Origin of the sequence: Bradyrhizobium sp. (assembly GCF_030646015.1) — a bacterium.
In the GTDB taxonomy this organism is placed as follows: Bacteria; Pseudomonadota; Alphaproteobacteria; order Rhizobiales; family Xanthobacteraceae; genus Bradyrhizobium.
Genome location: NZ_JAUSLT010000036.1, coordinates 22,262 through 37,549, shown reverse-complemented (window position 1 = coordinate 37,549; position 15,288 = coordinate 22,262). Strand labels below are relative to the sequence as shown.

The 15,288-nt window shown below is 61.3% G+C and carries 15 protein-coding genes; 8 read left to right on the top strand and 7 right to left on the bottom strand.

Annotated elements, in window-relative coordinates; all coding sequences use genetic code 11:
• The first annotated feature begins 195 nt into the window (after nt 1-195).
• Nucleotides 196-1,179 (top strand): ABC transporter substrate-binding protein, encoded by a 984-nt coding sequence (locus Q7T45_RS04920; RefSeq protein WP_304868447.1) that lies wholly within the window; start codon nt 196-198, stop codon nt 1,177-1,179.
• Nucleotides 1,180-1,449: 270 nt separating this feature from the next.
• Here Q7T45_RS04920 and Q7T45_RS04915 read toward each other — a convergent pair whose 3' ends face one another.
• Complete coding sequence (locus Q7T45_RS04915) at nt 1,450-1,776, bottom strand: DUF1330 domain-containing protein (protein WP_304868286.1); 327 nt, start codon at nt 1,774-1,776, stop codon at nt 1,450-1,452.
• A 140-nt stretch (nt 1,777-1,916) separates the two neighbouring features.
• On the bottom strand, nt 1,917-2,612 hold the full coding sequence (locus tag Q7T45_RS04910) for a helix-turn-helix domain-containing protein (RefSeq protein WP_304868284.1): 696 nt from the start codon (nt 2,610-2,612) through the stop codon (nt 1,917-1,919).
• A gap of 238 nt (nt 2,613-2,850) precedes the next feature.
• On the opposite strand from Q7T45_RS04910, the gene Q7T45_RS04905 reads away from it, so the two are divergent.
• From Q7T45_RS04905 to Q7T45_RS04875, 7 genes are all read left to right on the top strand, one after another.
• A complete protein-coding gene (locus Q7T45_RS04905; RefSeq protein WP_304868282.1) occupies nt 2,851-3,360 on the top strand; it encodes an SRPBCC family protein in 510 nt (169 codons plus the stop codon).
• A gap of 521 nt (nt 3,361-3,881) precedes the next feature.
• Nucleotides 3,882-4,055, top strand: a complete 174-nt coding sequence (locus Q7T45_RS04900; protein WP_304868280.1) for a hypothetical protein — start codon at nt 3,882-3,884, stop codon at nt 4,053-4,055.
• Between the two features lie 495 nt (nt 4,056-4,550).
• Nucleotides 4,551-5,477, top strand: a complete 927-nt coding sequence (locus tag Q7T45_RS04895; protein ID WP_304868278.1) for a sensor domain-containing diguanylate cyclase — start codon at nt 4,551-4,553, stop codon at nt 5,475-5,477.
• 307 nt (nt 5,478-5,784) lie between these two features.
• Nucleotides 5,785-6,249 carry a cupin domain-containing protein gene (locus Q7T45_RS04890; protein WP_304868276.1) on the top strand — a complete coding sequence of 155 codons (465 nt, stop codon included), beginning with the start codon at nt 5,785-5,787 and terminating at the stop codon, nt 6,247-6,249.
• Between the two features lie 204 nt (nt 6,250-6,453).
• On the top strand, nt 6,454-7,452 hold the full coding sequence (locus tag Q7T45_RS04885; protein WP_304868274.1) for a L,D-transpeptidase: 999 nt from the start codon (nt 6,454-6,456) through the stop codon (nt 7,450-7,452).
• A gap of 105 nt (nt 7,453-7,557) precedes the next feature.
• Nucleotides 7,558-8,016: a YidB family protein gene (locus tag Q7T45_RS04880; protein ID WP_304868272.1), complete on the top strand. Its 459-nt coding sequence runs from the start codon at nt 7,558-7,560 to the stop codon at nt 8,014-8,016.
• Between the two features lie 44 nt (nt 8,017-8,060).
• Nucleotides 8,061-8,321 (top strand): GlsB/YeaQ/YmgE family stress response membrane protein, encoded by a 261-nt coding sequence (locus tag Q7T45_RS04875; RefSeq protein ID WP_304868270.1) that lies wholly within the window; start codon nt 8,061-8,063, stop codon nt 8,319-8,321.
• A 95-nt stretch (nt 8,322-8,416) separates the two neighbouring features.
• On the opposite strand, the gene Q7T45_RS04870 is transcribed toward Q7T45_RS04875, so the two are convergent.
• From Q7T45_RS04870 to Q7T45_RS04850, 5 genes are read right to left on the bottom strand one after another with little or no spacing between them, the layout of a single operon-like run.
• Nucleotides 8,417-9,229: a Cof-type HAD-IIB family hydrolase gene (locus Q7T45_RS04870; RefSeq protein WP_304868268.1), complete on the bottom strand. Its 813-nt coding sequence runs from the start codon at nt 9,227-9,229 to the stop codon at nt 8,417-8,419.
• Complete coding sequence (locus tag Q7T45_RS04865) at nt 9,226-9,765, bottom strand: gluconokinase (RefSeq protein WP_304868266.1); 540 nt, start codon at nt 9,763-9,765, stop codon at nt 9,226-9,228. The genes Q7T45_RS04870 and Q7T45_RS04865 overlap by 4 nt, the downstream gene beginning before the upstream one ends.
• On the bottom strand, nt 9,766-11,280 hold the full coding sequence (gene zwf, locus Q7T45_RS04860; RefSeq protein ID WP_304868264.1) for a glucose-6-phosphate dehydrogenase: 1,515 nt from the start codon (nt 11,278-11,280) through the stop codon (nt 9,766-9,768).
• Between the two features lie 6 nt (nt 11,281-11,286).
• Nucleotides 11,287-12,315: a phosphogluconate dehydrogenase (NAD(+)-dependent, decarboxylating) gene (gnd, locus tag Q7T45_RS04855; protein ID WP_304868262.1), complete on the bottom strand. Its 1,029-nt coding sequence runs from the start codon at nt 12,313-12,315 to the stop codon at nt 11,287-11,289.
• A 10-nt stretch (nt 12,316-12,325) separates the two neighbouring features.
• Nucleotides 12,326-15,172, bottom strand: coding sequence for a bifunctional transaldolase/phosoglucose isomerase (locus Q7T45_RS04850; protein WP_304868260.1), 2,847 nt, complete (start codon nt 15,170-15,172; stop codon nt 12,326-12,328).
• Nucleotides 15,173-15,288: the final 116 nt, after the last annotated feature.

Here is a 15,288-nt window from a genome sequence, read left to right as displayed (position 1 = left end):
TTCGGACCTGAGCGGGTGGCAGGGCGATGTCTGGTCCTAAGGGCAGACCGGACGTGCCGCGCTGGCGGGCTCAGGTCTGAGTTTGACCCAAAGCGGAAATAGGCGCGGGTCGCCCTTGGCTCTGCATTTCCTATGTCCGAGCCCCTTTTATTAGGGTAGTTTCCGACCGCGACCTTGACCTGTTTTTGGGGCGACATGAGGCGACGGGAGTTTATCAGTTTGGTTGCCGGCACAGCGGCGGCGTGGCCATTTGCGGCGCGCGCGCAGCAACCGGCATATCCCGTGATAGGATTTCTTAGCCCGGCATCACCTACAGCACACGCGACTTATGTGGCTGGATTTCTGCACGGGCTCGGTGAAACCGGCTACGTCGGAGGTCGAAACGTTGCTGTCGAGTATCGCTGGGCGGAGGACCAGCTTGATCGCTTGCCAGCAATGGCGGTTCAGTTGGTCGACCGACGAGTATCGGTGATCCTTGCATCCGCAACCAGCGCTGCCGCGTTCGCGGCCAAGGCGGCGAGCCCGACGACACCCGTCGTGTTCGTGATTGGCGCTGACCCGGTAAAGATTGGCCTCGTCGCCAGTCTCAATCTTCCCGGCGGAAACGTGACGGGCGTGAGTTCTCTGCTCAATACGTTGATTGCGAAGCGGCTGGAATTGTTATGTGAGTTGGTACCGACAACTGTTGTGATCGGCATCCTTGTGAATCCGAACAATCCTAACGCCATGTCCGACACAAAAGAGTTGCAGGCGGCGGCGCTTTCGCTTGGGCGGCAAATTCACGTCGTTCAAGCCAAACACGAACGGGATTTCGATGCGGCTTTCGCGAATCTTGTCCAACATCAAGCCACTGCTCTGTTAGTCGTCCCCGACCCCATGTTTTCCAATCGGCGTAATCAAGTGGTCGCACTGGCTGCGCGCCACGGTCTTCCGACAATCTTTTCCTTGCGCGAATATGCCTTGGCGGGCGGTCTGTTGAGCTACGGGCCCAGTTTTGTCGATGCTCATCGCCAAGCTGGCCTCTACGCTGGGCGCATTCTCAAGGGCGAGAGGCCCGCCGACTTGCCGGTGTTGCAGGCGACCCGGTTCGAACTGGTCTTAAACAACAGAACTGCCAAGGCCCTCGGTTTGACGATCCCGCCAACGCTTCTCGCTCGCGCAGACGAGGTGATCGAATAGCGAACCATGTCGCCTATTGGCACGAACCGGACCTCGGGCGATGTCCGCAATTCGGTCGCTATCGGGGGTAAACCGGACATGGGCCGAAGGCGCTGTCAGGGTAGTTTTGACCCAAACCGGACATGATGGCGTTTCGCCCAAGCTAGAAAATGCACCGGCCCCAGTCGGGGAAGGCTGGAACCGGAAGTTACTCGGGGAACTTTCGCTTTATGCCGGATGGCTCGCTATTCTCTGATATGTTGACAATTCAAATCCGTTCCCGAGCATCGTTCAGGCTTTGGCGAGATACGGAATTGTTCCGGCTAAGTCGGTATCGTCGATCAGTTGAAAGCGGCTTTCGCTGCCGCTCCGGCGAGCTGCGGCATAGCGGATGTAGGCGGGATCGGTAATGAAGGATTCCGCTGCTTTTGCCGATGGGAAAGCCATGATCGCGATCAGCGACGTATCCAGCGGCGCGCCTTCCAATGTCTTCACATTGCCGCTGCGCGACAGATATTTGCCGCCATGCTTGTGCACGAGATCGTGAACGGAGGCAGCGTAATCCGGCATCCATTTGTCGTCTGTTACCTTGATGTCTGCGATCAAAAACGCGGTCATGTCGTGTCGCTCCTGGTTCGATATCAGCCTCCGCCTGAATAGGAGGCCTGATCCCGGCTTGCCAGAAGTGCGTCGCGGCGCGCCAGTTCAGGAAGTGAAGCGGGCCGATACAGAGACTGAACTGGCCGAGGGGTCACGCCTCAGCTTGCGAGCTTTTGCTCTTTCGCAAAGGGACTGAGACCAAGCCAGCTCTGCATGGCCGTGGCGAGCTGCCGGTTGCCGGTCAGCATCATGCGACGGTTGGCGATTGCGGCGCGAACGGTATCGAGTCCCATCCAGATTGCCGTCATGGTCCGCAGATCGACCGATACATACAGATCGACGTCGAAGCCCGGATCAATCGAGCAGAGATCGACGCTTTCCTTGGGATCGACGATCAGCCACCACGACCTTTGCGTCGGTGGCAGCTCAGGATAACTGAACTGCACCACGCTGCGCTGCTTCGGCATCGGCGTCGTGTTCAGATTGCGCCGCATGTCCCACATCAGCAGCTGGACGTCGAGATGCTGCAGCGACAAATGCGAATCGATGCGGCGCTGGCCCCAAAGGCCGAAGGCCTCGACGATCGGCCCGAGTTCGCGTCCGGCCGCGGTCAGTTGATATTCGAAGACACCACGTTCCGAGCCCGATTCACGTGTCACGATGCCGGCCACCTCGAGCTCTTTTAGCCGCCGCGATAGCAATGCCGGCGACATCCGAGGCACGCCACGGCGAAGCTCGTTGAAGCGCGTCGAACCGGCGATGAGTTCGCGGAGCAGCACCACGGTCCAGCGCGTGCACAATATTTCTGCGGCCATCGCGACCGGGCAGAACTGTTTATAGCTGCCAATGGTCATGCGTTCCTCCGTGACAGGCAAGATAGGGAACTTAAAGCTAAAACGAGGGGGGGGCCTAGTTCAGATTCTGTATCGGTCTGGGTTCATTTCCTGAACTGGCCGCCCATCGCCGGAATCAATATTCAACCGATCGCGAGCAGGAGCTCGCCTGCACGACACGTGTTGTCTCGCGCGCCGGCATTCCGCCGGCCATCGCAGGATCGCATACCGGCTGCTCTCAAAATGAAGGGAATACCCCATGAATAACACAGCACACAGGATCACGACATTGGTCCGTTTCGTGGCGCTTTGCACCGTCGTCCTGGGTTTCGGCACAATGCCCGCTTCCGCCGCCAACCTGACCCGCAGCATCGAGGTCAACGCCGCGCCCTCGGCGGTGTGGTCCGTGATCGGTTCGTTCTGCGCCATCAAGGACTGGCTGCCGCCAGTCGGCATGTGCATCGAAGACGGCAAGTCCCCGCCGACCCGGACGCTAGTCACCAAGGACGGCAAGGCGTCGTTCGTGGAGACGCAGACCGCGCGCAACGAGAAGGAATACAGCTATTCCTACGCCTTCGTATCGAGCCCGTTGCCGGTCACAAATTACAAATCCACGATCAAGGTCACGGCAAAAGGTGACGGCGTTTCCGTCGTGACCTGGACCGGCACCTACACGCCGGATTCCGGCAAGGAAAAGGATGCGCTTGATGCCCTGAGCGGCGTCTACGAAGCTGGCCTGGTCGATATCCAAGCGAGGTTTAAAAAGTAAGCGCCTCCCCGGCGCAAACCACGAACAGCGAGTAGCCCGTTTGAGCGCGGTGAATCTTCGCTCGTCCGGGTTACAGCTCTGTGGTGCTTTATCTCTCGTAACCGATAACGGCGGGGAGACTTCCGAGTTTGGCACAAAGCTGCCAACCGGGATGTCCGCGATCCGGTCGCTACCGGGGGTAACCCGGACATGGCCCCGACCAATTTGGTCGAGATTGACCCACACCGGACTTCGGACCAACGAACCGCCGTGTTCTTGAAATGCTCCAAAGTCACGATATGTTCCTACCTCTCGTGGTTATTGGCCTGTTCCCCCGAGTAATGGCCTAATGGCCTAGTTGGATTTGCGCAGCAGTGGCCTGTTTTGAATGTTCCAACCGGTAGTAATACTGCGGTGAGCAATATTGCTCACTTTTGCGGAACGCGTCGCAACCGAGAGTGTTGGTTCTGTATCACCGCAATTTTTGGGCAGTTACCGGTGACAGAGAGTGTTGGGCTCCCGCCAATCAAGGCGATCAGTAAATGAAGATTTCTGAGAAGTACCGTCTCAAGGCTTTAGATTGTGAAAAGCGTGGTCGCGAGGCCAAGGAATACGAGGCTAAATGTGCATGGGCGGACGTAGCCATCGAATGGCATTGCCTCGCCAACCGAACGGCTCAGGAAAGCAGCCTAGATCGCGAACTGAAACCCAGCTGAAAATGGAAGGCCGCCTCATGGGCGGTCCTTTCATTTGGCCGACCTCAACCATCAGACGCTCCGTTTCGCAGGGCGCCGAGGCCTTGGACGAACAAATCTAACGTCCGATCATGCAGGATCAGTCGGGCCTCTTACGTTTTCAAAATAGTGGGAACCGTGCCCCCTCACATCCTGATCAGGACGATTTCGGCTATCGATCAATTGGTGCTCCCTAAACCCACGATTTTTGAACAAACTGTCCTTCGCCGAAGATTGTTCACTATCACGCGCGCTATCTTTGTTTACCTCAAGGTGAATTCCAATCGCACACAATGTTAACTGCGATCCCCGTTTTAACCGGCGACTGCAACTGAATCTCGGGTCCCGAGCGTTGGTTAACTACTCGAAAAGTTGCTGAGCCCAAAGTTCATCGGAATATTTGCCGGGCACGGGCCTCAGCGCCACGAACAACACACGGTAGCAGAAATGCTGCAAAGCCTGCCATCAGGATATCAAATGAGCTCCACCCTTGTTGAAGGCGACATCGCAGTTGCTGTCATCGACGCTCTGACGTCCCAAATCTGCGTTGTTGATCCGGAGGGCGTGATCTTTGCCGTAAACCGCGCCTGGAAGCAATTTACCGCCGAGAACTCTCCTGGCCAAGTTCGTGATCATATTGGCGTTAGCTATCTTAATGTCTGCCGGCATTCAATCGGACCTGGTTCGGAAGAAGCACTAGACTTTGCCAACGGATTGCGTGCCGTGCTCCGCGGTGAACGAGAGTTCTTCCAGATCGAATACCCGTGCCATTCCGCGAAAGAGATCCGGTGGTTTCTTGCGCGGGTGAGTCCCTTGCGGCGCAGGTCTCCCTCTATCGAGCACAACAACATCGGCGCGGTCGTCTCTCATATGAACATTACTGACCGAAAACTCGCCGAAATGGACTACGCAAGATTGGCTTCGACGGATCAGCTGACGGGACTGCCAAATCGTCGGTTTTTCGATGAGTTTGCCAAACTTGATATGGACCGCTTTCTGCAATTCGGAGAACCGTCTTCGTTGCTGATGGTCGATCTGGACCACTTCAAAACTATCAACGATACCTACGGCCATGCAGCAGGCGATGAGGTCCTCCGTCGCGTTGCTGCGCTCGGTAAGCTAGTTTTCCGTAGCTGTGATCTGTTTATTAGATGGGGCGGTGAAGAGTTCGTTTGTCTGCTCCCCCGCACCGACGAATGGGGCGCGATACTGGCTGCAGAAAAGCTGCGCTCGGCAATAGAACAGCTTTCGATCTTCAGCAACGGAAAAGCTTTACCGGTGACAGCGAGCATTGGTGTGGCGTCGATTGACAGCACCGATCAAGCTATGGATAGCGCGCTGCTCCGCGCTGACCGTGCATTGTACCGCGCCAAGGAATGCGGTCGCAATCGCGTAAGAAGCTGAAACGTTACAGCCGGCCTGATGCCCCACGATCCCGCCGTCCCTCCTCGTAGGCGCTGATGAGGTCATTGAATGGGTCGGTGAGATGTCTCTTGTTGGCACGAACCGGACCAACCGGGCCGGTCTGACGATGTCCGTTCCCTGGGCAAGACCGGAAGTGGTTGGCAAGGGATTAGAACGGCGAGAATGACCCGAAGCGGTCATTCGCCCTTTGGCTCCCTTGATCTGCCGCAATGGCTTCGCCGCAAAGCCCTGCTATCAACGCGCTCGGCTCGCGCATTATCGTGCTGCGGTCAGAATGGAGGCAGGAATGACGATCAATGACATTGGCCCAAAGCCACAATCGTTCGACATTGAACACGCGACGAAGGAAAACACAGATTATCGCTCCGTCGCCTGGAGCGGGCGCTACCTGCAAGTGACGCTGATGTCGATCCCCGTCGGCGGAGATATCGGCCTTGAAGCACATCCAGAGACGGATCAGTTCCTGCGCCTCGACGCTGGCCATGGCCGCGTGCAGATGGGAGCCGCGAAAGACAAACTGACTTTTGAAAAGGAAGTCTCGAACGGCTGGTGTGTGCTCGTTCCGGCGGGGACTTGGCACAACATCACCAATATAGGCACGACTCCGATGCAGGTCTATACGATCTATGCGCCCGCCCATCACAAGCCCGGCAAGGTGCAGGCGACGGCGGCGGCGGCCAAAGCAGACAAAGACGACGAGCCGGCGGCTTGGTCAGTGCAGCCAAAACATGCGCCTGATAAACACGGGTGACGGGCTCACGTTGACCCAGATCAAAACCACCGTCTATGAGCATATTAGAATACGATTAGTTCGATCTGCTGACGCCACGCTCGGAAGACTGGGCGGATCGTCGCCTCCCGGTTCCCGAAGAACGACGCCAAAACCGCCGACGGCCGCGGAACCCGCAAGCTCCAGACTGCTTGATCATCCGATCCCTTGCTGGAGGTTACCGGATTGATCCGCCTGTTCCTCGCCACCATCCTGTCGGGCTGGCTGTTGGCCCCGGCCGCTGCCGCCAGCCTTGACGCTGCGGCCATCAACGGCGCCGAGTATTCCGCCAGGCGTGCCGCCGATGACCGGATCGATGCCGCTGTCGTCAAGATCCAGGTGCTGCTCGACCGTATCAGGTTTTCGCCCGGCGAGATCGACGGCAAGCTCGGTGAAAATGCCCAGAAAGCCCTGAAGGCCTTCGCCGAGGCGAAAGGCCTCGCCTCCGACAAATTGCCTAACCCGGAGATATGGAAGGCGCTTGCCGGGACCGGCGAAGACGCCGCGATCGTCGAGTACAAAATCTCGGACAAGGATGTGAAGGGACCATTCCTGGAAAAGCTGCCGGCGAAAATGGACGACATGAAAAGCCTCAAGGCGCTCGGCTATACCAGTCCGCGCGAGGCCATTGCGGAGAAATTCCATATGAGCGAGGACCTGCTCGCCGCGCTCAACCCCGGCAAGAAATTTGACAAGGCCGGCGAAGCCATTTTCGTGGCCAACGTGCTGAACAAGCCGGCCAGGCTGGCGATCGGCCGTATTGAGGTCGACAAGACAGGTCAAACGGTCAAGGCATTCGATGCCGCGGGCGGCCTCGTGGCGTTCTTTCCGGCGACGGTCGGCAGCGAAGAGAAGCCGACGCCGACGGGTAGCCTCAAGGTCGTCTCCGCCGATGCCAATCCGAACTACCGCTACAATCCCGACTACAAATTCAAGGGCGTGAAATCCACCAAGGCATTCACGATCAAGCCGGGGCCGAACAACCCGGCGGGCTCGTACTGGATCGGGCTGTCAGCGGAAGGATTTGGCATTCATGGCACGTCCCATCCTTCCAAGATCAGCAAAGCCGAATCCCACGGCTGCGTTCGGCTGACCAATTGGGACGTCGGCCTGCTCGGCGCCAGTGTCAAAAAGGGAACGCCGGTGGCGTTCGTGGACGAGCCGGCCGGCGCCAAAAAACGCTGATGCATCAACACCCATGTTTCTGTGCATGGGGTTGTTTTCGACATATTGGTTTGGAACCGAATGGAACCGGGAGCGTTGCCGACGACAATCGCATGGGAGACGAAGATGAAGCGCGGATTGCCCTCAATGACTGCGTTGCTGGGACTGCTTGCGATCGCCGGGTACCAGAACCGGGACAAGCTGGCGGAGATGCTCAAGGGGGCCGGAGCCAACAAGGCACCCGGCGGCGGCGCCCCGGATTCTCCGCTGGGTGGCCTGCTGGGCAACCTCGGCGGCATGCTGGGCGGCGCCGGAGTCGGTGGCCTGCTGAACGGCGGCATCGGCGAGTTGCTCGAGAAGTTCAAGCAGAACGGCCAGGGCGAGACCGCCGAATCCTGGGTCAACAACGGTCCGAACAAGGAAGTCGCGCCCCCGCAACTGAAGCAGGCGATCGGGCCCGACGTTCTGGCCGCCCTGGAGCAGCAGACCGGCCTTTCGCAGGACGAGATTCTGGCGCGGCTTTCCCGCGAGCTTCCGGCTGCCGTGGACAAATACACGCCCGGCGGCCGGCTACCCAACGATTAACACCAACGCACTGTCGCCACCTCAATCAGGAAGGAAGTATCGAGATGAGTATCTTGTGGACCATCATCATTGGTTTTGTCGCCGGCGTGATCGCCAAGTTCCTCATGCCGGGCGATAACGAGCCATCAGGGTTCATTCTCACCACCATCCTCGGAATCGTCGGCGCTTTCGTCGCGGGCTATCTGGGGCAAGCCCTCGGATGGTATGGGCCCGGCGAGGGGGCGGGCCTGATCGGGGCCGTGGTCGGCGCCATCATCGTGCTGTTCGTCTACAGCCTCGTCGCCGGACGTCGCAGCGCGGTCTGATCGCGAGCCGGGCAATTAACTCTCGTCGTCCCGGCGAACGCCGGGACGACATGTTGAGAGAGTGGCGCGAGGCATTGTGCAACTATCGCCATCGCTCAGCTCTTTTCATTACTCCTCAGGATCGTCTCAATCGCCTTCGCAAAGCCCTCGTCCGCGTTCGAGGCCGTGACATGCGTCGCCATGTTCTTGATGTCGTCGGCGGCGTTGCCCATCGCGAACGAGAGGCCGCTCGTTCTGAACATCGCCAGATCGTTTTCCATATCGCCGATGGTGGCGACCGCGTCGGTCGAAATACCCTGGCGCTTCGCCATGGCCTGAACGAAGGTGCCCTTGTCGCAGCCCGGTGGGGTGACATCGAGATAGTAGCTTTGCGACCGCACCGCGGTGGCCCGCCCGCCCAGGGTCTCCTGCAACGTAGCTTCACAGCGCCGCAACAACGCCGCGTCGCTGCTGGCGCCGACGATCTTGCAGGCGGCGGTCAGGTAAGGCCAAAAATCCGCCACGACGGTCGGCTCCGCCCGGATTGCGCGCATTTCGTTCGGGACATACTCGCCGTCGCCGTTGCGGGTGAGCCAGAGGTTGGTGGTGAACAGCCAGATATCGACGCCGAACTCGTTCAACACGTCGAGGCTGATTTGCGCCGTGGCCGCCGGGATCAGGTGCTGCTCGATCGGGTTCATCTGCGAGTCGACGATGGAGCTGCCGTTGAACGACCCGACCGGCAGCGTGATCGCCAGCGGCTCGATCAGAAACCGCATCCCGACGGTCGGACGGCTGGAGACGACGGTGAAGCCGATACCGGCATCGCCGAGCCGGCGGACCGCGCCCCTCGCGGCATCGGTCAGGATCTTCTCCCTGGTCACCAGGGTGCCATCGACATCGGAGACAACGAGGGCGATACGGCTCATGGGCGTTTCCTGCTGGCAGAATCGCCTTCGGCGCCAAGCCTGAGCTGGCGCACGATGTCATCGACGATGGCCTCAATCGGGGCGTCGATCGATACGGTGACGGGATTTTCGTTGCCGGCCGGCGGCTCCAGCGTTTGGAACTGACTGGCCAGCAGACCGGGCGGCATGAAATGACCCTTGCGCGCGGCAAGGCGGCCGGCGACCAGATCCTGTGTGCCGTCGAGGAAGACGATCCTGACGTCGTCACGGCCATGTACGAGCACCTCGCGATAGGCCCGCTTCAGCGCGGAACAGGCGATCACCACGCTTCCGCCAGCCTGGCAGACCCGGTCGATCTCATCGGCAATCGCCTGCAGCCAGGGCCAGCGATCCCTATCGGTCAGGGCATGGCCGGCGCTCATCTTGGCAACGTTGGCGGGGGGATGAAACCTGTCGCCATCCTCGAAAGTCCGGCCCAGGCGTTCGGCCAGCGCTTCGCCGATGGTGCTCTTGCCGGAGCCGGATACGCCCATCACGATCAGCGCGCAGGGCATCATCTATGCGAGCTTCCGCCAGCTGCGGCCGTCACGCGTCAGCAGCGTGTTGGCCTCGGCGGGACCTTCGCTGCCGGCCTCATAGCCGAGCAGGCCGTCGGCGCCGGCCTTCTTCCAGGCATCCAGGAACGGCTGCACCGCCTTCCAGCCGGCTTCCACGCTGTCGGCGCGCTGAAACAGGATGTTGTCGCCGATCATGCAGTCATAGATCAGGGTCTCGTAGCCGGTGCTCGGCTCCGCCTTGAAGTAGTCCTTGTAGCGGAATTTCATCTCGACGCCGTCGATCCGGATCGAGGGACCCGGCACCTTGGTGTTGAATTGCAGGGCGATGCCCTCGGTCGGCGCCACGCCGATCACGAGGTAGTTCTGCGCCAGCGTCTCCACCGGCGTGCAGCTGAACATCGCAAACGGCGCCTGCTTGAACTTGATCGCCACTTCGGTGCGTTTGACGCCGAGCGCCTTGCCGGTGCGCAGGTAGAAGGGAACGCCCGCCCAGCGCCAGTTGTCGATGGTGAGCTTCAGCGCCACATAGGTTTCGGTGGTGCTGTCGGGATCGACTTCCGCGGTGCTGCGATAGTCCCCAATCTCGACACCGTCGACCCTGCCGGCCCGGTACTGGCCGCGCACGGAATTCCGCAGGGCCTCGCTCTCGCTCGGAACCTGGATCGCCGCCAGCACGTCGGCCTTCTCGGCGCGCACCGAATGCGCATCGAACCGGATCGGCGGCTCCATCGCGACCAGCGACAGCAGCTGGAACAGATGGTTCGGCACCATGTCGCGCAGGGCGCCGGTCGAATCGTAGAAGCCGCCGCGATGGCCGACGTCGAGCTTTTCGTCGACCGTGATCTGCACATGGTCGATGTGATTGCGATTCCAGATCGGCTCGAACATGCCGTTGGCAAAGCGCAGCACCAGGATGTTCTGCACCGTCTCCTTGCCGAGATAATGGTCGATCCGGTAGATCTGGTGTTCGTCGACAATGCCGAGCAGTTCGGCGTTCAGCGCCTTGGCCGAGGCCAGATCGGTGCCGAACGGCTTTTCAATCACCAGCCGCCGCCACGTGCCGTTCGGCTGGCTCAACATGCCGGTTCGCCCGAGTTCGCGGGCGATCGGCGCAAACGCATCGGGCGGCGTCGCCAGATAGAACAGGCGGTTGCCGCCGGTCTGCCTGATAGTCTCGAGTTCGTCGAGCTGCGCCTCCATGCGGTCGAACGAGGCCGGATCGCCGGGATCGGCGGCGATGCAGGTGACGCAATTGAGGAGACGCTCGGCGGTTTCATCTTCCACCGGGCGGGTGGCGAATTCGCGGAGGCCCTTCATCAGGCTGTCGCGCAACGCGTCGTTCGACATCGTCTTGCGGGTGATGCCGACCACGCAGAATTTGTCGGGCAACAGTCCGGTGGCCGCCAGATTATACAGCGCCGGGATCACCAGCCGGTGGGCGAGATCGCCGGTGGCGCCGAAGATCACGAAGCAACAGGGTTCGGGCCTTTTCTGCGCCGGCTGATCTGAAGGCATCGGCGGTTACGCCTTCGGCTTGACGATGTCGGGCGCGTTCTGCTGCACCGGACCCGGATGTTGCTGCGGTTCCTTGTGGCCGCCAAAGCCGTCGCGCATCGCGGAAAGAATTTTCTCGGCGAAGGTATGCTCCTTGCGCGAGCGAAACCGCGCGAACAGGGCCGCGGTCAGCACCTCCGCCGGGACCGCCTCGTCGATGGCGGCGTTGACGGTCCAGCGGCCCTCGCCGGAATCATCGACATATCCCGAATAGCTCTCCAGCGTTGGATTTTTCGCCAACGCCGAAGCCGTGAGGTCGAGCAGCCATGACGGGATCACGCTGCCGCGCCGCCAGACCTCGGCGATGTCGGCGATATCAAGATCGAATCGATGCTCGGCGGGCAGCGCGTCGATATTGGCATTGCGCAGGATGTCGAAGCCCTCGGCATAGGCCTGCATCAGGCCGTATTCGATGCCGTTATGGATCATCTTGACGAAATGCCCTGATCCGACGGGGCCGGCGTGAATATAGCCCTGCTCGATTCTGATATCGCGTCCTTCGCGCCCGTCGGTGCGCGGAATGTCGCCGATGCCCGGCGCCAGGCTCGCAAAGATCGGGTCGAGGCGGTCGACCACCGCCTTGTCGCCGCCGATCATCATGCAATAACCGCGCTCGATGCCCCAGACGCCGCCCGAGGTGCCGACATCGACATAATGGAGGCCGCGCTCCTTCAGCGCTTTGCCGCGGCGGACGTCGTCCTGCCAGAACGAGTTGCCGCCGTCGATGATGACGTCGCCGCTCTCCATCCACTTTGTCAGTTCGTCGATGGTCGCCTCGGTGATCCCGCCCGCGGGCAGCATCACCCAGGCGGTGCGCGGCCGCTCCAGTCTGGAGACAAAATCCTGTAGCGAGTTGCCGCCCGTTGCTCCCTCGGCCGCGAGCGCGGCAACGGCCTTGGGATCCTTGTCATAAACGACCGCCGAATGGCCGTGCTTCATCAGCCGGCGGACGATGTTGCCGCCCATCCGCCCCAGGCCGATCATTCCGAGCTGCATGTGGAATACCCTAATTCAAGGCCTCGGTGATCGCGGCATCGAGCAGCTTCAGTCCCGATGCGAGATCGCCCTTGAGATGCACGCGCAGCGCACGACGGCCGCGCTCGGTCAGCACATCGAAATCGCCGCGGGCCTGCGCCGCCTTGATCACGCCGAAGCTGGCCTTCTGGCCGGGCACCGCCAGATCCTTGTCGTCATCGGCGGTAATCTGCAGGAAGACGCCGCTGTCGGGGCCGCCCTTGTAGGCCTGCCCGGTGGAATGCAGGAAGCGCGGGCCGAATTCGGCGCAGGTCGCGACATGGCGTTTGTCGCGAACCGCGAGCCGCATCGCCTGCAGGCTGTCGATATGGGCGGAATCGCGCTCGATATAGGCCAGCAGCGCGACATAATCGTCCGCGCCGGCGCGGGCGAGATGGGCTTTCAGCCAGGAGCCGAGATCGCCATCGGCACCGGCCTTGCGCAGGTCGGCGGCATTCCTGTCGTCGGTGTAGAGATCGGCCCCGGCGGTGGAGATGACCGGCTTTTCCGCGGGCAGTTTGCCGGTCTTCTCGAACGCGGTGGTCAGCTCGCGGGTCTTGATCTTGGCGTCCTCGACGTCGGGCTGGTTGAACGGATTGATGCCGAGCACGGCGCCCGCCACCGCCGTCGCCATCTCGAACCGGAAGAATTCCTGGCCGATATGGTGGATCGATTTCATGACGATGCGGACCACCGGATGCCCCGCGGTTTCCAGTGCTGACAGCTTCGCGTCATGCGCGGCGTCGTCCTCGCCTTCGGTGCGGATGTCGATGAAGAACCGATCCTTGCCGTAGAGCGCGGGATCGCCGAGCGGCTCGCCGTCGATCGGGATCAGGCCCTTGCCTTCCTTGCCGGTGGATTCCGCGATCAGCTGCTCGGCCCAGGCGCCGAAATCGGCGACCTTTGCGGATGAGAGGATGGTCACCTTGTCGCGGCCTTCGAGCCCGGCCAGCCCCAAGGCCAGGCCAAGCTGCACGCCAGGATTTTCGTGCGGCGGCACGTCCGGTCCGCAGGAGCGAACCATGGCGAGCGTATGCTGGATCAGGGTGCGGACATCGATGCCCGCGGTTGCCGCCGGCACCAGTCCGAACGGCGACAGCACGGAGTAGCGTCCGCCGATGCTGGGATCGCCATGGAAGATGCGGGCAAAGCCTTGTCTGGTCGCGACCTTCTCCAGCGACGAGCCGGGATCGGTCACCGCGATGAAGCGGTGGCCGGCCTTGTCGGCGCCGATGGTCTCCGACACGCGTGCGAAAAAGTAATCCTTCATCGCGTTGGGCTCGCTGGTGCCGCCGGATTTGCTGGAGACGATGAAAACGGTGTTGGCGAGGTTGACCGAGGCCTGCAGGGTGCGGACCTGCGCGGGATCGGTCGAGTCCAACACATGCAGTTTCGGGAAGCCGGGCTGCTTCGCGAATGTTTCTGCCAGCACTTCCGGACCGAGACTCGATCCGCCCATGCCGAGCACCACGGCGTCGGTGAAGTTTTGGCCCTTCACGCGCTGCGCATAATCCTCATAATCGGCGATGTCGGCGGCCTCGGCGCTGTTGAGCCAGCCCAGCCATTTGTGCTCGTCGCTCCCGCTCCAGACCGATTTGTCGTGCTGCCACAGCCGGCGGATTTTTGCGGACGCGCGCCATTCCTCCGTGGCCTTCTCGACCGCCTTGGCGATGGTGCTGCCCAGCTTCAGCTGCTGGCGGTCGATGCCTGCGCCGAGCACGCTGGCGCGCTTGTGCGCGACCGCGCCGTAGAGCTTGTCGGCGGCGTCGGCGAACAGCCTGACACCGTCCCTGACCAGTTCGGCGGCGATGGCATCGAGCGAGATGCCGGACTTCTCGAGTTCCGACAGCACGCGCCGTGCATCCTCGATGTTCTCCTCGAGGCTGTCGCGCGGCGTACCGTGGTCGCGGAAGGCGTCGAGCGTCGCCGGCGGCACGGTGTTGATGGTGTTGGGACCGATCAGCTCCTCGACATAGAGCACATCGCTGTAGTCCTTGTTCTTTGTGCCGGTCGAGGCCCACAGCAGCCGCTGCGGTTTGGCGCCCTTGGCGGCAAGCTTGTCCCAGCGCGCGCCGGAAAACAGCCGCTTGTAATCCTGGTAGGCCATCTTGGCATTGGCGATGGCGACCTTGCCCTTGAGCGCGCCCAAGCGCGCCTTCTCGGTCGGGTCGTTGGCGCGCGCGATCTTCTCATCGAGCTCCTTGTCGACCGCGCTGTCGATGCGGCTGACGAAGAAAGAGGCGACGCTGGCGACGCGTGAGGGATCGCCGCCGCTCTTGACGAGTTTTTCCAGGCCCGCGAGATAGGCCTCGGCGACCTGCACATAGACTTTCTGCGAGAACAGCAGCGTGATGTTGATGCTGATGCCCTTGCCGATCAGGTGCTGGATCGCCGGCAGGCCTTCCGGCGTCGCCGGCACCTTGACCATCAGGTTGTTGCGGCCGACGTCCTTCCACAGCCGCTCGGCCTCGGCGATGGTGCCCTTGGTGTCCATCGCCAGATAGGGCGAGACCTCCAGGCTGACAAAACCGTCCTCGCCCCTCAGCTGGTCATAGACCGGGCGCAGCACGTCCGCCGCGTTCCGGATGTCCTCGATCGCCAGATGCTCGAACAGCTCGGCAACCGGGCGATCGCCCTTTTTCAGGGCGCTGCCGATCGCGCCGTCATATTCATCCGAACTGCCGATCGCCTTCTCGAAGATCGACGGATTGGAGGTGACGCCCTTGACGCCGTCAGTGTCGATCAGCTGCTTCAGGTCGCCCTTGGCGACGAAGCCGCGGGCCAGGAAATCCAGCCAGACCGCCTGGCCGTGGTTTTCGAGTGCTTTGACGGGATTCATGATGCCTTGTTCTGTTCGAGCGGGGTTTATCGCGGGTTCCCAGCACCTTTTCTGGTGGGGGGCCGGATTGTCAACAAGTCGTTGGGCAACGCTGGGGAGGGGAATATGCGGATCCC